The organism is Streptomyces sp. NPDC051180, from assembly GCF_040689545.1.
GTDB lineage: Bacteria > Actinomycetota > Actinomycetes > Streptomycetales > Streptomycetaceae > Streptomyces.
Genome location: NZ_JBFBBC010000002.1, coordinates 69,411 through 88,085 on the forward strand (window position 1 = coordinate 69,411; position 18,675 = coordinate 88,085).

Consider the following 18,675-nt stretch of genomic DNA (forward strand, 5'->3'; position numbering starts at 1 on the left):
GATGAGCACCCGCTATCCGTTCACCGCCGTCGTCGGCATGGACGACCTGCGGCTCGCGCTGCTGTTGAACGCCGTCAGCCCGGCCGTCGGCGGGGTCCTCGTGCGGGGCGAGAAGGGCACCGCGAAGTCCACCGCCGTCCGCGCCCTCGCCGAACTGCTGCCGGAGGTCCCGGTCGTCGCCGGGTGCCGGTTCAGCTGCGACCCGGGCGCGCCCGACCCCGGCTGCCCGGACGGGCCGCACGAGGTCCTGGGGGCCGAGGCGCGGCCGGCCCGGATGGTCGAGCTGCCCGTCGGCGCCTCGGAGGACCGGCTCGTCGGCGCGCTCGACATCGAGAAGGCGCTCGCGGACGGGGTGAAGGCGTTCGAGCCGGGGCTCCTCGCCGACGCCCACCGGGGCATCCTCTACGTCGACGAGGTGAACCTCCTCCACGACCACCTGATCGACCTGCTCCTCGACGCGGCCGCGATGGGCTCCTCGTACGTCGAGCGCGAGGGCGTCTCGGTGCGGCACGCCGCACGCTTCCTGCTGGTCGGGACGATGAACCCGGAGGAGGGCGAACTGCGGCCCCAGCTGCTCGACCGCTTCGGGCTGACCGTCGAGGTCGCCGCCTCGCGGGTGCCCGAGCAGCGGGTGGAGGTCGTGCGGCGCCGGCTCTCCTTCGAGGACGACCCGGCCGCCTTCGCCGGGCGCTGGGCGGCCGAGGAGGCCGAGCTGCGCGGACGGATCGCCGCCGCGCGGGAGTTGCTGCCGCGGGTGGCCCTCGGGGACGCCGTGCTGCTCCAGATCGCCGCGACCTGCGCCGCGTTCGAGGTGGACGGCATGCGCGCCGACATCGTGATGGCCCGCACGGCGAGCGCGCTCGCCGCGTGGGCGGGACGGACCGAGGTCACCTCGGAGGACGTGCGCCAGGCCGCGCTGCTGGCCCTCCCCCACCGTCGCCGGCGCTCGCCGTTCGACGCGCCCGGCCTCGACGAGGACAAGCTCGACGAGACGCTGGAGCGGTTCAAGGGCGAGGAGCCCGACGAGGACCCGGAGCCCGACGGCCCCGGTGACGGCGGCCCGGACGGGGGCCCCGGCGGCGGTCCGGAGGGCGGCGGGATTCCGCCGCAGGGCGAGGGGCCGGCCCCCGAGGAGCTCCCGGCGTCCGAGGACGGACCGGCACCCGAGGAGGCGCCGGCACCCGAGGAGGCCCCCGCGCCGGCGCCGCAGGGCTCCGGGTCGGGCGCCGGCGAGCGCGCCGCCGTCAAGGCCGCCGAGCCGTTCCGTACGCGGACGCTGAGCGTGCCGGGGCTCGGCGAGGGCGCGGCCGGGCGCCGCTCCCGGGCGCGCACCGAGCACGGCAGGACCACGGGATCGGTGCGCCCCAAGGGCGCGCTGACCAAGCTGCACCTGTCGGCGACCGTGCGGGCCGCCGCTCCGCACCAGAAGGCGCGCGGGCGGTCCGGGCCCGGTCTGGTGGTCCGCCGCGACGACCTGCGGCAGGCGACCCGGGAGGGGCGCGAGGGCAACCTAGTGCTCTTCGTGGTGGACGCCTCCGGATCGATGGCGGCCCGGCAGCGGATGAGCGCGGTCAAGGGCGCGGTGCTGTCGCTGCTCCTCGACGCCTACCAGCGGCGCGACAAGGTCGGCCTGGTCACCTTCCGGGGCCGGGACGCCGAGGTGGCGCTGCCGCCGACGTCGTCCGTGGACGCCGCCGCCGCCCGCCTGGAGCAGCTCCCGACCGGCGGCCGCACGCCGCTCGCGGCCGGTCTGCTCAAGGCCCACGACGTGCTGCGCGTCGAGCGGCTGAGGGACCCGTCGCGGCGCCCGCTGCTCGTCGTCGTCACCGACGGCCGGGCGACGGGCGGCCGGGCCGGCGGGGATCCGCTGGCGCTCGCCGCCCGGGCCGCGCGGCTGCACGCCGCCGAGGGGACGGCCGGCGTGGTCGTGGACTGCGAGACCGGGCCGGTGCGGCTGGGGCTCGCCGGCCGGCTCGCCGGTGAACTCGGCGGTACCGCAGTGACCTTGGACGAGCTGCGCGCCGATGCGATCGCCGGCCTCGTCAGGGACGTACAGGCAGCAGGACAGACAACGCAGACAGCATGGAGGGCCGCTTAATGCCGCAGGGACAGCCGACCGTCGTGCCCGACGACGGTCTCACCACCCGTCAGCGCCGCAACCGCGCACTGGTGATGGTGCACACCGGCGTCGGCAAGGGGAAGTCGACCGCCGCGTTCGGCATGGCGCTGCGCGCCTGGAACCAGGGCTGGCCGATCGGGGTGTTCCAGTTCGTCAAGTCCGCCAAGTGGAGGGTCGGCGAGGAGAACGCCCTCAAGGCGCTCGGCGAGACCGGCAAGGGCGGCACGGTCACCTGGAACAAGATGGGCGAGGGCTGGTCCTGGATCCAGCGCGAGGTCGCCGAGGGCGAGCAGTCCCACGAGGACAAGGCCCGCGAGGGCTGGGAGCAGGTCAAGCGGGACCTCGCCGAGGAGAAGTACACGTTCTACGTCCTCGACGAGTTCGCCTACCTGCTGCACTGGGGCTGGATCGACACCGCCGAGGTCGTCCAGGTGCTCCGGGACCGTCCCGGGCACCAGCACGTCGTCATCACCGGCCGCAACGCGCCGCAGGAGCTGGTCGACTTCGCCGACCTGGTCACCGACATGTCCAAGGTCAAGCACCCGATGGACGCCGGTCAGAAGGGCCAGCGGGGCATCGAGTGGTAGCACGTCTCGTCATCGCCGCGCCCTCCTCGGGCGCGGGCAAGACCACGGTCGCGACCGGCCTCATGGCCGCGTTCGCGGGCCGTGGTCTGGCCGTCTCCCCGCACAAGGTCGGCCCCGACTACATCGACCCGGGCTACCACGCCCTGGCCACCGGCCGGCCGGGCCGCAACCTCGACTCGTACATGTGCGGTACGGGGCTGGTGGCGCCGCTCTTCCTGCACGGGGCGCGCGGCTGCGACCTGGCCGTGGTCGAGGGCGTCATGGGTCTGTACGACGGCGCCGCCGACCAGGGCGAGCTGGCGTCCACCGCCCAGGTGGCGAAGCTCCTCAAGGCGCCGGTGGTCCTCGTCGTCGACGCGTCCTCGCAGTCGCGGTCCGTGGCGGCGCTGGTGCACGGCTTCGCGTCCTGGGACCCGGAGGTGCGGATCGGCGGCGTGATCCTCAACAAGGTCGCGACGGACCGCCACGAGCATCTGCTGCGGGAGGCCCTCGGGGAGTCCGGCGTACCGGTGCTCGGGGTCCTGCGGCGGGCTCCCGCGGTGGCGACGCCGTCCCGGCACCTCGGTCTCGTGCCGGTCGCCGAGCGGCAGGCGCAGGCCGTGGAGGCGGTGGCGGCGCAGGCGGAGCAGGTGCGGGCCGGGTGCGACCTGGAGGCGCTGCTGGCGCTCGCGCGGTCGGCTCCGCCGCTGGACGCCGAGCCGTGGGAGCCGCACGGGCCGTGGGCGGGCCCCGGGCGGGGCGGGACCGGCCGCAGGCCGGTGATCGCCGTCGCGGGCGGGGCCGCGTTCACGTTCTCGTACGCCGAGCACACGGAGCTGCTGACCGCCGCCGGCGCGGAGGTGGTCACGTTCGACCCGCTGCGGGACGAGGTCCTCCCCGAGGGGACGGGCGGGCTCGTCATAGGGGGCGGGTTCCCCGAGATGTACGGCCCCGAGCTGTCCGCCAACGAGCCGCTGAGGAAGGCCGTGGCCGAGCTCGCCGCGTCGGGCGCGCCGGTCGCCGCCGAGTGCGCCGGGCTGCTGTACCTGGCGCGGTCCCTCGACGGCACGCCCATGTGCGGGGTGCTCGACGCCGACGCGCGGATGTCGGAGCGGCTCACGCTCGGGTACCGCGACGCCGTCGCGGTCAGCGACGGCGTCCTCGCTCCGGCCGGGGCGAGGATGCGGGGGCACGAGTTCCACCGGACCGTGATCGAGCCGGGCGCGGGGGCGACTCCGGCCTGGGGGCTGCGGCAGCCGGAGCGGCGGGTGGAGGGGTTCGTCCAGGGCGGGGTCCACGCGAGTTACGTGCACACCCACTGGGCCGGGTCCCCGGAGGTCGCCGCTCGGTTCGTGGGGCACTGCGGGTGAGTTCAGCCGCCCGAGAGGCCCACGACGAGCCAGATGAAGGCCACGCCCCCCGCCGTGCACAGCAGGGTGGAGCGGGCGGGGTGGTCGTGGTGGGCCTCGGGCAGGATCTCGGCCGCGGCGAGGTAGAGCAGGGCGCCGCCGAAGAACCCGAGATAGCTGCCGAGCAGTTCCTCCGGAAGAGTGAACAGCAGGGTGGAGGCCGCGCCGACGAGCGGGGCGACGGCGTCGGCGACGAGCATGGCGAGGGCCTTGCGGCGGGCGTTCCCGTAGAGGCTCGTGATCGTGTACGTGTTGAAGCCGTCGGCGAAGTCGTGGGTGATGACGGCGAGGGCGACGGTGGCGCCCATGCCGCCGCCGACCTGGAAGGCGGCGCCCAGGGCGATGCCGTCCATGAGGCTGTGGCCGACCATCGCGGCGGCGGCGGTGAGTCCGACCTGCGGGGCCCGGTCGCCGGGTCCGACGCCGTGCGCGGCACTGCGGACGGCGAGGAGACGCTCCATCACGTGGGCGAAGAGGAAGCCGCCGACGAAGAGCAGCAGCGCCTGCGGCACTCCGAAGACGTCCTCGCCCGCGGCCTCCAGGGCCTCCGGCAGGAGGTCGAGTCCGACGACGCCGAGCATGAGTCCGCCGGCGAGGCCGAGGACCAGGTGGCGGCGGTCGGTGACGCGTTGCGCGACCCAGCCGCCGAAGAGCGTCATCAGGAACGCGCCGAGCGCGACGACCACAGCCATGCGCCTTTGCTATCGGATGGGACGACGTGCGCGCACCTCGGCGTCGGGGCGCGGTCGGGCGTGCCGGTGACGGAGCTCCTGGCGCTGGTCGACGCCGTGCTGCGGGAGGCGGGGCTGACGCGCGCCGACGTCCGGTCGCTGGCCACGCTGGACCGGCGGGCGGCCGAGCCGGGGATCGTGGGGTCGGCGGCCGCGCTGGGGGTGCCGGTGCGGGCCTTCCCGGCCGGGGAGCTGGCGGCCGTGGCCGTACCGCATCCGTCGGCGCGGCCGCTGGCGGCGACGGGGACGGCGTCGGTGGCGGAGGCCGCGGCGCTGCTGGCCGCGCGGGAGGGAGCGGCCGCGGGCGGTGATTCCGCACTTCTCGTACCGAAGAGGACATCACGGGGCGCAACGTGCGCCGTGGCCCTTTCCGTCCCGTTTCTTCCGAACGAAGACGCCCCGGGCGTACGGTTGTTGCCCCGGGCTCACGGGTACATCGCTGGCGAGCCCGGATCACCCCCCACGATCCCCACCCCCCACACGACGGCGGCCATGGACACCCATACGGATACCGACGCCCACGACCTGCGCCACCACGGTGACGCCGAGGTCCGCGACGAGAAACTGATCGACCTGGCGGTCAACGTCCGGACGAACACCCCGCCGGAGTGGCTGCGGGAGCGCATCGCCGACTCGCTGACCGGCCTCGCCGCCTACCCCGACGGCCGGGCCGCGCGGGCCGCGGTCGCCGAGCGGCACGACCTGGCCTCGAACCGGGTGCTGCTCACGGCCGGCGCCGCCGAGGCGTTCGTGCTGCTCGCGCGGGCGCTGGAGGTGCGGCGGCCGGTCGTGGTGCATCCGCAGTTCACCGAGCCGGAGGCCGCGCTGCGGGACGCCGGGCACGAGGTGGGCCGGGTGCTGCTGCGCGAGGCGGACGGGTTCCGGCTGGATCCGGCGCTGGTGCCGGAGGACGCGGACCTGGTGGTGATCGGGAACCCCACGAACCCGACCTCGGTGCTGCATCCGGCCGCGTCGATCGCGGCGCTCGCCCGGCCGGGGCGGACGCTGGTGGTCGACGAGGCGTTCCTCGACGCGGTGCCGGGAGAGCGCGAGTCGCTGGCCGGGCGGACCGACGTGCCGGGGCTCGTGGTGCTGCGCAGCCTCACCAAGACCTGGGGGCTCGCCGGGCTGCGGATCGGCTACGTCCTCGCGGAGCCGGAGACGGTCGCGGCCCTGGAGCGGGCCCAGCCGCTGTGGCCGGTGTCGACGCCGGCGCTGGTGGCGGCGGAGGCGTGCATGTCGCGGGCGGCGCTCGCGGAGGCCGAGCACGCGGCGCACCGGATCGGCGTGGAGCGGGCCCATCTGCTGGCCGGGCTGGCGGAGTTCGACGAGGTGCGCACGGTCGCGGAGGCGGAGGGCCCCTTCGTGCTGGTGCGGATCGACGGCGCGGACGCGGTGCGCGAGCGGCTGCGGTCGCTGGGCTTCGCGGCCCGCAGGGGCGACACCTTCCCGGGTCTCGACCGGCACTGGCTGCGGCTCGCGGTGCGGGACCGGGCGACGACGAACCGCTTCCTCCAGGCCCTGGACCAGGCGCTTCTCATGGGCGGCTGAGGCGGGCAGGTCGGCGGCGGGCCCGTCCGGGGCGCCGCCGCCGCGCGGGAAAGGGGGGAGGGGAGGGCGACGGCGTCGCCCTCCCCTCCCCCCTTTCCCGGCACCCCCCGGCGCCTCCCCCTCGGGCCGTCAGCCGCGGGAGCGGGCGCGCGAGCGGGTCAGCGCGAGGGCGCCGCCGCCCGCGACGAGAAGGGCGAGGGCTCCGGCCGCGATGTACGGGGTGGTGGAGCTGCCGCCGGTCTCGGCCAGGTTCCCGGTCGGCGTCGTTCCGCCGTTGTTCGTCTTGATGCCGCCGGCGTCGCTGGGCTTGACGGAGGGCTGCTCGGACGGGCGCTCGGTGGGCTGCTGGGTCGGCTTCTCGGTGGGCTTGTCGGTGGGCTTCTGCGTCGGCGCGGTGCCCGCGGGCGTCTCGCAGGTGGCCTCGGCGAGGGTGACCGTGCCGTCGACGGCGGCCACGCCGAGCTTCAGCGGGTCGACCTCCACCCTGAGTTCGAGGGCGGTGGCCGCGGCGGTGCGGGAGGTCGTGGAGGTGCGGGAGAGGTCCAGGGTCACGGCTCCGATGCCGGGCACGGCGACCTGGGTCCGGCCGCCCGCGGACAGGGTGGTCTTCTTCCCGAAGACGGTGACGTGGCCGAGGACGTTGGCCTGGGCGACCGGCTTCCGGCCGGTCTCGCACAGCGCCTTGGCGGTGACCTTCTCGACCTCGATGAGGGAGAGCGCCGGGATGCCGGGGACGTGCACCTTCGCCTTGACCAGGTTCACGTACCCCTCGGCCTTCTCCTCGTCGACGGTGGCCTTCGAGGTCGCGACGTCCGCGGCGAGGAGGTCGATCGGTTCGCCGCCCTCGGCTCCCTGCACCCGCACGGAGAGCGCCGTCTCGCTCTCGGTGCGCGGCGCCTTCACCTCGTTGAGGGAGGCCCTGACGGGGACGTCCACCGTCTTCCCGAGGAGGGAGACGTCGAGCCCGGTCCGCAGGACGACGGCGGTGGCATGCCCTTCGCCGCCGGTGGCGTGGGCCGCGGGGGCCACGAGGAGCACGGGGCCGACGGTCAGCGCGACGGCGGTCGCGGCGGCGGCGGCACGGCGTCCGGGCAGGCGGAAGGCGTTGCTGTTCACGATGGTGGAACCCCCACAGGAGACATGGCGTCGCCGGCCGCTCACCACGGGGACGGTGGGTCGGCGCGGCCTCGGCGACTTGAGACACCGGAATCTTTACGCACGGAGAGTGAACCGACAGTCGCCTGACGTGAGTTCACTCCAAAGGGGGGTTTCCGTGTTCATTTTCGATATTTTTGGACACAACCGTTCTCGCGCGTCCCACGTCTTTCGTACGGGGTGGTGCGCGCGGATTCGGTGAGAACGATCCGCGACGCCACGACGTCACGGATCGTCAACCCGGCGCACTCAGCTCGCGCGCCAGTACCCGAGCGCGTGGACGCGCTCCTTGGGGAGCGCCAGGTCCTTGCGGACGTATCCGGCGAGGGCCCGGGTGGTCGCGGTGTCGCAGGCGATCCAGACGTACGAGGAGGCGTCGGCGAGCTGGGGGAGCTCGGCCTTCACCCGGGTGACGAGCGCCTCGCCGCCGTCCTCGCGCGGCACCCGGCGCAGTTCGTGCCGCGCGGGGTCGAGCCGGACCGGAAGCCCCTCGTCGGAGGCGTGCTGCGTCTCGAACCAGACGGTGGCCGGGACGCCGGGCAGGGCGTCGAGCAGCGAGTTGACCGCGGGGAGCGAGGCGGCGTCACCGACCACCAGCAGTCGCCCGGGGAGGGGGTCGGGGGTCTCGAAGCCGGTGCCCTGGAGGGTGGCCTCGACGGTGTCGCCGGGGGCGCAGGTGCGGGCCCACCGGCTGGCGACGCCGTCGTGGAGGGCGAACTCCAGGCTGAAGGTGCCGACCTCCGGGTCGGGGTCGACCAGGGTGTAGGCGCGCTGGTGCGGTTTGCCGGCGTCGCGGAACCAGAGGCGCACCCACATCGTGGGGTGGACCCCGGCGGCGGCGAGCAGGCCGCCGTCCGTGAGGTGCACCCTGCGGTAGTCCTCGGTGACCTGCTCGGCCCCCGTGACGGTGAACGTGAAGTCCCTGCCGCGCATCAACTTGAGAACGGCACCCTGCCAGCCGTGACCCACCGCAATCCCCTCCCCTGAACTCCTGTAGATTAATTTAGGCCAGCCTAACCTAAGAAAATCTTCGCGGACATGGACGGGATCGGAGTCTCCGTGAGCATCGAGGTCTACCGGGACGCCTGGGGCGTCCCGCATCTGCGCGCCGCGGACGCGGACGAACTCGCCTTCGCCCAGGGCCGGGTCACCGCCCGCGACCGCGCCTGGCAGCTGGAGGTCGAGCGGCACCGGGCCCAGGGCACCGCCGCCGCCTTCCTCGGCGCCGCCGAACTGGGCTGGGACACCTTCGTCCGCCAGGCCCGGCTCGCCGACACCGCCCGCCGCTGCTTCGAGCGGCTCGACCGCACCGACCCGGGGACGGCGGCCTGGGTCCGCGCCTACGTCGACGGCGTCAACGACGGCCTCGCGGAAGGAGCCGGCCGCGCGCCCGAGTTCGCCGCCACCGGCCTCGCGCCCGGCCGGTGGGAGCCCTGGACCCCGCTCGCCGTCTGGCTCTCCACCCACATCCTCTTCGCCGGATTCCCCACCAAACTGTGGCGGGACGAGGTCGCCCGCCGGCTCGGCGAGGAGTGGACCGAGCTCTTCGCGACCGACGGCCCCGGCACCGCGGGCTCCAACGGCTGGGTGGTGGCGGGCGAGCGGACCGCGAGCGGCGCGGCCCTCGTCGCCGGCGACCCGCACCGGTTCATCGAGGCGCCCGGCGTCTACCAGCAGATCCGGCTCGCCTGCCCCGCGTACGACGTCGTCGGCCTCGCCGTGCCCGGCATCCCCGGACTCGCCCACTTCGGCCACACCGGCCCGGTGGCCTGGGCCATCACCAACGCGATGGCGGACTACCAGGACCTGTACCGCGAGCGGCTGCGCCGGCTCCCCGACGGCGGCGTCGAGGCCCTCGGCCCCGAGGGCCCTCGCCCGGCGGCGACCCACACCGAGACCGTCGAGGTCGCCGGCGCGGAACCCGTCGTCATCGAGGTGATCGAGACGGACCGGGGGCCGGTGATCATCGGCGCGGACGGCGGACCCGCCGCCGACCGGAGCCCCGACGGCGCCTCCGGGACCTGGGAGGCCGTCAGCCTGCGCCACCCTCCCCGGGTCACCGGGGAGCTCGGCTTCGGGGTCCTGCCCACGCTCCTGCGCGCCCGGACCGTCGCCGACGTCGACACCGCCCTCGACGGCTGGGTCGAACCGGTCAACGTCGTCCAGGCCGCCGACACCCGCGGTGGCCTGCTCCACCGGACCGCCGGCCACGTGCCCGTACGGGACCGCGCCAACTCCCTCCGCGTCGTGCCCGCCTGGGACCCGGCCCACGCCTGGGAGGCGGAGCCGGCGCCGCTGCCGCGCGCCGAGGTGCGCGGCCACGCGGTGATGGCCAACGCCCGCGGTCTGGCCGCGCCGCTCGGCGTCGAGTTCGCCCCGCCGCACCGGGCGGCCCGGATCGCCGAACTGCTCGACGCCTCGGACTCCTGGACCCCGGAGTCCACCGCCGCCGTGCACGCGGACACCGACAACCCCTCGGCGGCCCGGCTCCTGGAGAAGGTGGCGGCCTGCGGCGACGGGCTCTCCCCCGCCGCAGGCGCCGTCCGCGAGCGGCTCCTCGCATGGGACCGGCGGATGGACGCGCGGTCCACCGACGCCGGGCTCTACGCCGCCGTCCGCGGCGCCGTGGTCCGCCGGCTGGCCGGCCACGAGGCGTTCGCCGCGCTGCGCGAACCCGCCCCGTACCCGGAGCTGTTCCGGCCCTGGCTGGCCCTCGGCCCGCGCGTCGCCTTCGCCCTGGAGACGCTGCTCACCTCGGGGCCCGTGCCCGCCGGGGACGTCGACCGGATCGTGCGCGAGGCGCTCGACGAGATCGGCGCGGGCGAGCCGCCCGCCGCCTGGGGCGCCACCCACCGGCTCGCGCCCTGGCAGGCGCTGCCCGACGCCGACGACGCCTGGCCGGAGCTCGGCGGCGACCACGACTGCGTGCTCTCCACCTCCAGCGTGCCCGGATGGACCGACCGCAGCGCCCGGGCCTCCGCCGCCCGCTACGTCTGGGACCTCGCCGACCGCGCGAACAGCCGCTGGATCGTGCCGTTCGGCGCGTCCGGCGTCCCCGGCGACCCCCACCACCGCGACCAGCTGCCCCTGTGGCTGCGGGGCGACCTCGCCCCCGTCACCACCGACTGGAACCTGCTCACCGAAGAGGAATCGGCATGACCACCACCCTGTACGCCCGGACCGTCGAAGGTCTCGGCACCGTCCGCATCGCCCCCGTCGACCCCGACCGGGACGCGCCGCTCATCCACGGCTGGGTGAACGAGGACCGGGCCCGCTTCTGGGGCATGGGCGGCACCAGCGTCGAGCAGGTCCGCGAGATCTACGCGCACCTCGACTCGCTCACCACGCACCACGGCTTCCTCGTCACCCGGGACGACGTGCCCGTCGCGCTCTTCCAGACGTACGACCCCGAGGCCGACCGGGTCGGCGAGTGCTACGAGGTGCTCCCCGGCGACGTCGGCGTCCACCTGCTCCTCGCGCCGAGCGCCGCGCCCGAGCCCGGCTTCTCCGGCCGGCTGCTCGGCGCCCTGGTCGAGTTCGTGCTGCGCGACCGCACGCGGATCGTGGTCGACCCCGACGCCGCCAACGAGAAGGCGATCGCCCGCATGGTCCGCGTCGGCTTCGTGCCGGGCCCCGAGGTCGTCCTCCCCGAGGTGGACCTGCCGGAGGTCTTCCTCCCGGAGAAGCGGGCCAGGCTCGCCTTCCTGACCCGCTGACCCGGGCCCGGCAGGCTCAGCCGACCACCCGGCCGTTGACGACGACCCGGCGCGGCGCCGCGAGGACGCGGACGTCCGCGCGCGGGTCCTCGCCGTAGACGACGAGGTCGGCCGGGGCGCCCTCCTCCAGGGAGGGGCGGCCGAGCCAGGCCCGGGCCCGCCAGGCGGTGGCGGCGAGCGCGTCGATCGCCGGGATGCCGGCCCGGGTCAGCTCCTCGACCTCCTCGGCGACCAGCCCGTGGGCGAGGGAGCCGCCCGCGTCGGTGCCGACGAAGACGGGGACGCCCGCGTCGAAGGCGGCGCGCACGGTGTCGTAGCGCCGCTCGTGCAGCCGGCGCATGTGCGCCGACCAGCGGGGGAACTTCTCCTGACCGCCGTCGGCGAGGTGCGGGAAGGTCGCGATGTTGACCAGCGTCGGGACGATCGCGACGCCGCGCTCGGCGAAGAGCGGGATGGTGTCCTCGGTGAGGCCGGTGGCGTGCTCGATGCAGTCGATGCCGGCCTCGACGAGGTCGCGGAGCGAGTCCTCGGCGAAGCAGTGGGCGGTGACCCGGGCACCGAGCCGGTGCGCCTCGGCGATGGCCGCCTCCACCTCGGGCCGCGGCCAGCAGGCGGTGAGGTCGCCCGCCTCGCGGTCGATCCAGTCGCCGACGAGCTTGACCCAGCCGTCACCCCTGCGCGCCTCGCGGCCGACGTAGGCGACGAGGTCGACGGGCTCGATCTCGTGGGCGTAGTTGCGGATGTAGCGGCGGGTGCGGGCGATGTGCCGTCCGGCCCGGATGATCTTCGGCAGGTCCTCGCGGTCGTCGATCCAGCGGGTGTCGGAGGGCGAACCGGCGTCCCGGATCAGCAGCGTGCCGGCGTCCCGGTCGGTGAGGGCCTGCTTCTCGCTGGTGGCCTCGTCGACGGGGCCGTGCCGGTCGAGGCCGACGTGGCAGTGGGCGTCGACGAGCCCCGGCAGCACCCAGCCCTCGACGGTCACCGCCTCCGCGGCGGGCCGGTCGAAGGTGATCCGCCCGTCGACGCACCACAGTTCGTCGCGTACGTCCTCCGGGCCGACGAGCACCCGCCCCTTCACGTGCAGCACCGCGTGATCGCTCATGTCTGCACTGTACGAGGGCGGGCACCCCGGCCGGGAGTCCTCCCGTGCCCGGGTCCCGGGGGCCCGCTCGGTACGCTGGCCCGGAGTTCCACCCGCACCGCACCGAGTCGAAGAAGGCACCGCCGTGACCGTGACACATCCGCTCCTGGACCTGGCCCCGCTGACCGCCGCGCACTTCGCGTCGATCGAGCGGCGGGTCGCCGCGCTGCTCTCCACGGAGCAGGACGTGGTGATCACCCAGGGCGAGGCGCTGCTCCCCCTCGAAGGGTGCATCCGGAGCGGGGCGCGGGCCGGTTCGACCGCGCTGAACATCGTCACCGGCCCGTACGGGCAGACCTTCGGGAACTGGCTGCGCGACTGCGGGGCGACCGTGGTCGACCTGGCGGTGCCCTTCCACACGGCGGTGACGGCGGCCCAGGTCGAGCAGGCGCTGGCCGCGCACCCGGAGATCGACTTCGTGTCGCTGGTGCACGCGGAGGCGGCGACCGGGAACACCAACCCGGTGGCGGAGATCGGCGAGGTCGTGCGGGCGCACGGCGCGCTGTTCTACCTGGACGCGGTGGCGTCGATCGGCGCGGAGCCGGTGCTGCCGGACGCCTGGGGCGTGGACATGTGCATCATCGGCGCGCAGAAGGCGATGGGCGGCCCGGCGGGTGTTTCGGCGGTGTCGGTGAGCGCGCGGGCCTGGGAGCGGTTCGCCGCCAACCCGGCCGCGCCGCGCCGCTCGTACCTCTCCCTCCTGGACTGGAAGGAGCGCTGGATCGACGGGGGCCGCAGGACGCTCCTGCACGCGCCGGCCCAGCTGGAGATGCTGGCGCTCGAGGCGTGCGTGGAGCGGATCGAGGCGGAGGGCCTGGACGCGCTGATGGCGCGGCACGCCTCGGCGGCGGCCGCGACCCGGGCGGGCGCGCTGGCCCTGGGCGGCGGGCTGGAGCCGTACGTGTACGAGGCCGCCGACGCGGCGCCGGTGGCGACGACGCTGCGCGTCCCGGCCGGTACGGACGCCTCGGAGCTGGTCGCGAAGGCCCTGGCGGCCGACCCGTCGCTGCCCCTGATCGCGGGCGGCGGCGCGCTGGCCCAGGAGATGATCCGGGTCAACCACTACGGCGTGGACGCGACGCCGGGCGCCGTGCAGTCCTCGCTCGCCGCGCTCGGCGCCGCGCTCGGCGAGGCGGGCCGGACGGTGGACCTGGAGGGTGCCCGCCGGGCGGTCACCGACGCCTGGAGCTGAGTCGTACGGGAGGGGGCGGCGGTCCGGTGCCGGACCGCCGCCCCCTTCCGCGTACCCGGTACCCCTGGAGGCCGCGTACCCGGTACCCCTAGGGCCTGTCGTCGCAATCCCCTCGTTGCCCGAAGGGCGGCCCTGCGGCGTCTGGTGCGTGCTCTCGGTGTGCCGGGTGGAAGTGCTCGTACGGGGCGTACTCGCGCTTTCGCCCGGTGCGGCGAGAGCGCGTGCCAGGCGTCGCGGGGCAGAGGGGAATGTGACGACAGGCCCTAGAGGGCGGGGTAGTCGATGTAGCCCTGGGGGCCGCCGGCGTACATGGTGGCGGTGTCGAGGGCGTTGTAGGGGCCGCCGTTCCGCAGCCGGGCGGGCAGGTCGGGGTTGGCGATGAAGAGCCGGCCGTAGGCGACGAGGTCGGTGGTCCCGTCCTCGATCAGGGCGAGGGAGGCGGCGTCGGTCTCCCCCTCGGTGGCGGGGTTGAGGATGAAGGTCCCCGCGAACCGCTTGCGCAGGTCGAGGACGAGCGGGCGGCGCTCGGGGGCGGTCTCCAGGACGTGGAGGTAGGCGATGCCGACGGGCTCGATGGCGGTGAGCAGCGTGGTGTAGAGCTCCTCGGTGTCGGTCTCGCTGATGTCGTTGAGCGTGTTGGCCGGGGAGATGCGCAGACCGGTGCGCTCGGGGCCGATCTCGGCGGCGACGGCCCGGACGACCTCGACGGCGAAGCGGATGCGGTTCTCGACGGAGCCGCCCCACTCGTCGGTGCGGTGGTTGGAGCCGGAGGCGAGGAACTGCTGGACGAGGTAGCCGTTGGCGCCGTGGATCTCGACGCCGTCGAAGCCGGCCTCGACGGCGTTGCGGGCGGCGGAGGCGAAGCCGGCGACGGCCTCGCGCACCTGGTCGCCGGTGAGCTCGCGCGGGGTGACGAACGCCTTGGGGCCCTCGTGGGTGTAGACCTGGCCGGCGGCGGCGACGGGCGAGGGGCCGACGGGGTGGAGGTCGCCGTCGAGGAGGTCGGGGTGGCCGATCCGGCCGGAGTGCATCAGCTGGGCGAAGATCCGGCCGCCGCGTTCGTGCACGGCGGTGGTGACCTCGCGCCAGGCGGCGATCTGCTCGCGGCTGTGCAGTCCGGGGGTGTCGGGGTACCCCTGGCCCTCGGGCACGGGCTGGACGCCCTCGGTGATGATGAGGCCGGCGGAGGCGCGCTGGGCGTAGTACTCGGCGACGGCGGCCGTGGGGGTGCCGTCCTGGCCGTTGGCGCGGCTGCGGGTCATGGGGGCCATCGCGATGCGGTTGGCGAGGCGGGTGCCGGCGAGGTCGATGGGGTCGAATGCAGTGGTCACGGCTGTCCCTCACAGAAATATGTGGTCGGCCAACTATTCGGGCCGATGCCACTGTAACCCATTTGATTGGCCAGCCAAGAGAATCCGGGGACCACGGTAATCTTGAGGACGAGAGCCGTCCCGAGGAGCCCGTGATGTCAGGAACCGACCCGGTCTGTACCGCCCCGTCCACCGAACCGCGGCCCGCCGCCGCGTGCGGCGGGACGGTCAGCCACACCCTGGCGTGGGTCGCGCGCCTGCACCGGATCGCCATGGGCCGACGGCTGCGGGACCTCGGCCTCTACCCCGGCCAGGAGCTGATGATGATGCGCCTGTGGGACTGCGGCCCGGTCCGCCAGTCGGAGCTCATCCAGTCCCTCGGGCTCGACCCCTCGACGGTGACGAAGATGCTCCAGCGCCTGGAGCAGTGCGGATACGTCCGCCGCAGCCCGGACCCCGCCGACCGGCGCGCGGTCCTCGTCGAGGCGACGGAAGAGGGCGCGTCCCTGCGCGCCGGGGTCGAGGGCGCCTGGACGGACCTGGAGGAGAGGACGCTGGCCGGGCTCGCCCCGGCCGACCGCGCCGAGCTCGCCCGCCTGCTCGGCCTGGTGGGCGACAACCTGGCCGAGGAGGCGGGCGAGGAGGCCGCCGCCTGCCCGCCCGCACCGGGCGCCGCCTGCTGACGCCGGGCGCGGGGCGGAGGCCGCGGCGACGGCCGGGGGCGGCGCCCACCGCGCCGGGCCCGTGACCGCGGCCGCCGCGTGAGGGCGCTCAGCCCGCCAGGACCTCCAGGGCGCGGTCCACGTCCGCCGCCGTGTTGTACAGGTGGAAGGAGGCCCGCAGGTTGCCCGCGCGGGCCGAGAGCAGGATGCCGGCCTCCTGCAGCGCGACCGCCCGGTCGCCGCGGCCGGGGATCGCGACGACCGTCGAGTCGTCCATGACCGGTGCGTGGCCGAGGGCCAGGAGACCGGAGCGGAAGCGGGCCGCGAGCCCCTTGCCGTGGGCCTCGATCCGCTCGATGCCGATCTCCTCCAGGAGGGCGAGCGAGCGGGCCGCGCCGTGGTACGAGAAGAACCCCGCCGGTTCGTCGAAGCGGCGCGCCGAGCGGGCGAGTTCGCGGACCGGGCCGTAGATGTTGGCCCACAGCTCCTCTCCGGTGACCCAGTTGGCGTGGATCGCGAGGAGCGAGTCCTGGGCCTCCTCGGTGACGGTGAGGAAGGAGGCGCCGCGGGGGCAGAGCAGGAACTTGTAGCCGCCGGCGACCGTGTAGTCCCACTCCCCCGCGTGCAGTGGCAGCCAGCCGGCCGACTGGGTGGCGTCCAGGAGCGTCCGGGCGCCGTGGGCGGCCGCCGCCTCCCGTACCGCCGCGAGGTCGGCCGTGCGGCCGTCCGCCGACTGCACGGCGGAGAACGCGACGAGCGCCGTCCCGGGGCGGACGGACTCGGCGAGCCGCTCCAGCGGCACGAACCGGGTCTTCAGGTCGCCGCGGACGGTGAAGGGAGTGACGACGGAGGAGAAGTCGCCCTCCGGGAAGAGGATCTCGGCGCCCGAGGGCATGGACTGGGCGATCATCCCGCAGTGCACGGCGACGGAGCTGCCGACGGACACCCGCTCGGGGACGACGTGCGCGATCCGGCCGTAGGAGGCGCGGGCCTCGTCGACGATCGCGAAGCTGCCGGCGCCGCCCGGACGGCCGTCGGCGGTCTCCTCGGCGAGCAGCGTGACGGCCTCGACGGTCCGGCGCGGCAGCAACCCGCAGGCCGACGTGTCGAGATAGGTCTTCTTGGGCGCGAACTCGGCGCCGCCGAGCGGCTGGTCAAGGGAATCCATGTCCCCACCCTGGATTCCCCACGATCACCCGTCAATGGCGATCCGATCGTGGGGAACACCCAAGCCGCGCTTATCTCCGCAGGTCAGAGCCGGAGGACCGGTCGGAACCGGAGGACCGGTCGGGGACGGTCATGACCGGTCGGGGACGGTCAGGACTGCGGGACCTCGCAGGCGCCGTCCGGGCCGCAGACCTCCGCGTCGGAGCCGACCGGCTGCAGTGCCCGGCCCTGCCACGCCTGCTCCAGGGCCTGGGTGAAGACCTCGGCGGGCTGGCCGCCGGAGACGCCGTAGCGGCGGTCGAGGACGAAGAACGGAACACCGTTCGCGCCGAGTTCGGCGGCCTCGCGCTCGTCCTCGCGTACGGCGTCGGCGTAGGCGGAGTCGTCGGCGACGACGGCCCGCACCTCGGTCTCGTCGAGACCGGCCTCGACGCCCAGCGCGACCAGGGTCTCGTCGTCGAAGACGGAGCGCTCCTCGGCGAAGTGGGCGCGGTAGGCGAGGTCGAGCAGCTCGCTCTGGCGGCCGCGGGCCTTGGCGAGGTGGAGCAGCCGGTGGATGTCGAAGGTGTTGCCGTGGTCGCGGCCCTCGGTCAGGTAGTCGAGGCCCTCGGAGTGGGCGTTGGAGGCGACGTGCGCCTCCATGGCGCGGGCCTCGTCGAGGGTGCGGCCGTACTTCTTCGCCAGCATCTCCAGGACGGGCGCCCGGTCGCCCTTGGGGCTGCGGGGGTCGAGCTCGAAGGAGCGGTGCACGACCTCGACGTCGTCGCGGTGGGCGAAGGCCGCGAGCCCCTTCTCGAAGCGGGCCTTGCCGATGTAGCACCAGGGGCAGGCGATGTCGCTCCAGATCTCGACGCGCATGTGACTTCTCTCCGAGGGTTGCCGGTGGGTGTTCCCTGACGGAACGTGCCGGACGGTCGTCTTCATTCCGTTTCCGGCCCCGGTGTGACCCGGAGCACGAGCCTGCCGAAGGAGGCGCGGTAGGCGCTCGGTGTCAGGCCCGTGCGGCGCAGGAGGTGCTTGCGCAGGGAGTCCGCACCGCCGAGGCCGGCGGCACGGGCCACCGCGTCCATCGGGAGCGAGGTGGTCTCCAGGAGCTCCTTGGCCCGTTCGACGCGCTGGTGGAGCAGCCACTGGAGCGGGCTGACGCCGGTCTCGGCGTGGAAGCGGCGCGAGAGGGTGCGGACGGAGACCCCGGCGTGCCGGGCGAGGTCGGCGAGGCCGAGCGGCGCGTCGAGGTGTTCCATCGCCCACGCGCGCGTGTCGGCGAAGGAGACCCCGCGCTCGGGCGGCAGCGGGGTCTGGGTGAACTGGGTCTGGCCGCCGGGCCGCACGGGCGCGACGAGGGCCAGCCGGGCGACGGTGTTGGCGACGGCCGCCCCGTGGTCGGTGCGGATGACGTGCAGACAGAGGTCGATGCCCGCCGCGTACCCGGAGGAGGTGAGCACGGGGCCGTCCTGGACGAACAGCACGTCGTCCTGGAGGTCGACGGCCGGATGACGGGCGGCGAGCAGCGGGCTGTACGCCCAGTACGTCGTCGCCGCCCGGCCGTCGAGCAGTCCGGCCTCGGCGAGCGCGAAGGCCCCGGTGCAGATGGAGGCGATCCGGCTGCCCGCGCCCGCGGCGGCCCGCAGCGCGTCGAGGATGCGGGGGTCGGGGTCGCTGTAGGAGCCGCTGCCCGCGAGGACCACGGTGTCGGCCCCGGAGACGGCGTCCAGGCCGTGCGGGACGACCAGGTCGAGTCCGCCGGTGGTGGTCACCGGGCCGGGGTCGGGGGCGCAGATGACGGTCTCGTATCCGGGCCGGCCGTCGATCTCGACCTTGCCGAACAGCATCTCGGGGATGGCCAGGTTGAACATCGAGACGGGCGGGGCGGCGATCACGGCGACGCGCCGGACGCGGTGATCCACGGGCATGGCCAGAACCTCCGGGCATATGGCATTCAGGCCACTACTGTAC

General features: G+C 74.8%; 16 protein-coding genes. 8 read left to right on the top strand and 8 right to left on the bottom strand.

Features of this window, described 5'->3' with window-relative positions; genetic code table 11:
• Window position 1: 1 nt before the first annotated feature.
• Genes AB0424_RS03775 through AB0424_RS03785 form a run of 3 tightly spaced genes read left to right on the top strand, consistent with a single transcriptional unit; the run spans window position 2 to window position 4,055 of the window.
• Window positions 2–2,098 (top strand): putative cobaltochelatase, encoded by a 2,097-nt coding sequence (locus AB0424_RS03775; protein ID WP_366301969.1) that lies wholly within the window; start codon window positions 2–4, stop codon window positions 2,096–2,098.
• A complete protein-coding gene (gene cobO / locus AB0424_RS03780; RefSeq protein ID WP_361859541.1) occupies window positions 2,098–2,706 on the top strand; it encodes a cob(I)yrinic acid a,c-diamide adenosyltransferase in 609 nt (202 codons plus the stop codon). The genes AB0424_RS03775 and cobO overlap by 1 nt, the downstream gene beginning before the upstream one ends.
• Window positions 2,700–4,055, top strand: coding sequence for a cobyrinate a,c-diamide synthase (locus AB0424_RS03785; RefSeq protein WP_366301971.1), 1,356 nt, complete (start codon window positions 2,700–2,702; stop codon window positions 4,053–4,055). The genes cobO and AB0424_RS03785 overlap by 7 nt, the downstream gene beginning before the upstream one ends.
• A gap of 2 nt (window positions 4,056–4,057) precedes the next feature.
• Here the strand turns inward: AB0424_RS03785 and AB0424_RS03790 are convergent, their stop codons facing one another.
• A complete protein-coding gene (locus AB0424_RS03790; protein WP_366301972.1) occupies window positions 4,058–4,786 on the bottom strand; it encodes a ZIP family metal transporter in 729 nt (242 codons plus the stop codon).
• Window positions 4,787–4,792: 6 nt separating this feature from the next.
• On the opposite strand from AB0424_RS03790, the gene cobC reads away from it, so the two are divergent.
• Window positions 4,793–6,376, top strand: a complete 1,584-nt coding sequence (cobC, locus tag AB0424_RS03795) for an Rv2231c family pyridoxal phosphate-dependent protein CobC (protein WP_366301974.1) — start codon at window positions 4,793–4,795, stop codon at window positions 6,374–6,376.
• A 129-nt stretch (window positions 6,377–6,505) separates the two neighbouring features.
• On the opposite strand, the gene AB0424_RS03800 is transcribed toward cobC, so the two are convergent.
• Together AB0424_RS03800 and AB0424_RS03805 are read right to left on the bottom strand one after the other, a co-directional pair.
• Window positions 6,506–7,492 (bottom strand): SCO1860 family LAETG-anchored protein, encoded by a 987-nt coding sequence (locus AB0424_RS03800; RefSeq protein WP_366301976.1) that lies wholly within the window; start codon window positions 7,490–7,492, stop codon window positions 6,506–6,508.
• 288 nt (window positions 7,493–7,780) lie between these two features.
• Window positions 7,781–8,500, bottom strand: coding sequence for a siderophore-interacting protein (locus AB0424_RS03805; RefSeq protein ID WP_366301977.1), 720 nt, complete (start codon window positions 8,498–8,500; stop codon window positions 7,781–7,783).
• Between the two features lie 69 nt (window positions 8,501–8,569).
• Here AB0424_RS03805 and AB0424_RS03810 point away from each other — a divergent pair, with 69 nt between their 5' ends.
• Window positions 8,570–10,690 carry a penicillin acylase family protein gene (locus tag AB0424_RS03810; protein ID WP_366301979.1) on the top strand — a complete coding sequence of 707 codons (2,121 nt, stop codon included), beginning with the start codon at window positions 8,570–8,572 and terminating at the stop codon, window positions 10,688–10,690.
• A complete protein-coding gene (locus AB0424_RS03815; RefSeq protein ID WP_366301980.1) occupies window positions 10,687–11,247 on the top strand; it encodes a GNAT family N-acetyltransferase in 561 nt (186 codons plus the stop codon). The genes AB0424_RS03810 and AB0424_RS03815 overlap by 4 nt, the downstream gene beginning before the upstream one ends.
• Before the next feature lie 16 nt (window positions 11,248–11,263).
• On the opposite strand, the gene AB0424_RS03820 is transcribed toward AB0424_RS03815, so the two are convergent.
• Entirely contained in the window at window positions 11,264–12,349 is a 1,086-nt protein-coding gene (locus tag AB0424_RS03820) for an amidohydrolase family protein (RefSeq protein WP_366301981.1), read from the bottom strand.
• Between the two features lie 130 nt (window positions 12,350–12,479).
• On the opposite strand from AB0424_RS03820, the gene AB0424_RS03825 reads away from it, so the two are divergent.
• A complete protein-coding gene (locus AB0424_RS03825; RefSeq protein ID WP_366302662.1) occupies window positions 12,480–13,580 on the top strand; it encodes an aminotransferase class V-fold PLP-dependent enzyme in 1,101 nt (366 codons plus the stop codon).
• 263 nt (window positions 13,581–13,843) lie between these two features.
• Here AB0424_RS03825 and AB0424_RS03830 read toward each other — a convergent pair whose 3' ends face one another.
• Window positions 13,844–14,911, bottom strand: a complete 1,068-nt coding sequence (locus AB0424_RS03830) for an alkene reductase (RefSeq protein WP_366301983.1) — start codon at window positions 14,909–14,911, stop codon at window positions 13,844–13,846.
• A gap of 134 nt (window positions 14,912–15,045) precedes the next feature.
• Here AB0424_RS03830 and AB0424_RS03835 point away from each other — a divergent pair, with 134 nt between their 5' ends.
• Window positions 15,046–15,573 carry a MarR family winged helix-turn-helix transcriptional regulator gene (locus tag AB0424_RS03835; protein ID WP_366301985.1) on the top strand — a complete coding sequence of 176 codons (528 nt, stop codon included), beginning with the start codon at window positions 15,046–15,048 and terminating at the stop codon, window positions 15,571–15,573.
• Between the two features lie 88 nt (window positions 15,574–15,661).
• Here AB0424_RS03835 and AB0424_RS03840 read toward each other — a convergent pair whose 3' ends face one another.
• The 3 genes from AB0424_RS03840 to AB0424_RS03850 form a co-directional block, all read right to left on the bottom strand.
• Complete coding sequence (locus AB0424_RS03840; protein WP_366301987.1) at window positions 15,662–16,720, bottom strand: aminotransferase class V-fold PLP-dependent enzyme; 1,059 nt, start codon at window positions 16,718–16,720, stop codon at window positions 15,662–15,664.
• A gap of 149 nt (window positions 16,721–16,869) precedes the next feature.
• A complete protein-coding gene (locus tag AB0424_RS03845) occupies window positions 16,870–17,577 on the bottom strand; it encodes a DsbA family oxidoreductase (protein ID WP_366301989.1) in 708 nt (235 codons plus the stop codon).
• 62 nt (window positions 17,578–17,639) lie between these two features.
• A complete protein-coding gene (locus AB0424_RS03850; protein ID WP_366301991.1) occupies window positions 17,640–18,632 on the bottom strand; it encodes a helix-turn-helix domain-containing protein in 993 nt (330 codons plus the stop codon).
• Between the last annotated feature and the right edge of the window lie 43 nt (window positions 18,633–18,675).

What these genes read in the sequence shown, in the direction of transcription:
- AB0424_RS03775 (WP_366301969.1), top strand. Translation starts at nt 2, where the DNA reads ATGAGCACCCGCTATCCGTTCACCGCCGTCGTCGGCATGGACGACCTG.
- cobO (WP_361859541.1), top strand. Translation starts at nt 2,098, where the DNA reads ATGCCGCAGGGACAGCCGACCGTCGTGCCCGACGACGGTCTCACCACC.
- AB0424_RS03790 (WP_366301972.1), bottom strand. Translation starts at nt 4,786, where the DNA reads ATGGCTGTGGTCGTCGCGCTCGGCGCGTTCCTGATGACGCTCTTCGGC.
- AB0424_RS03810 (WP_366301979.1), top strand. Translation starts at nt 8,570, where the DNA reads ATGGACGGGATCGGAGTCTCCGTGAGCATCGAGGTCTACCGGGACGCC.
- AB0424_RS03815 (WP_366301980.1), top strand. Translation starts at nt 10,687, where the DNA reads ATGACCACCACCCTGTACGCCCGGACCGTCGAAGGTCTCGGCACCGTC.
- AB0424_RS03820 (WP_366301981.1), bottom strand. Translation starts at nt 12,349, where the DNA reads ATGAGCGATCACGCGGTGCTGCACGTGAAGGGGCGGGTGCTCGTCGGC.
- AB0424_RS03835 (WP_366301985.1), top strand. Translation starts at nt 15,046, where the DNA reads ATGTCAGGAACCGACCCGGTCTGTACCGCCCCGTCCACCGAACCGCGG.
- AB0424_RS03840 (WP_366301987.1), bottom strand. Translation starts at nt 16,720, where the DNA reads ATGGATTCCCTTGACCAGCCGCTCGGCGGCGCCGAGTTCGCGCCCAAG.
- AB0424_RS03845 (WP_366301989.1), bottom strand. Translation starts at nt 17,577, where the DNA reads ATGCGCGTCGAGATCTGGAGCGACATCGCCTGCCCCTGGTGCTACATC.
- AB0424_RS03850 (WP_366301991.1), bottom strand. Translation starts at nt 18,632, where the DNA reads ATGCCCGTGGATCACCGCGTCCGGCGCGTCGCCGTGATCGCCGCCCCG.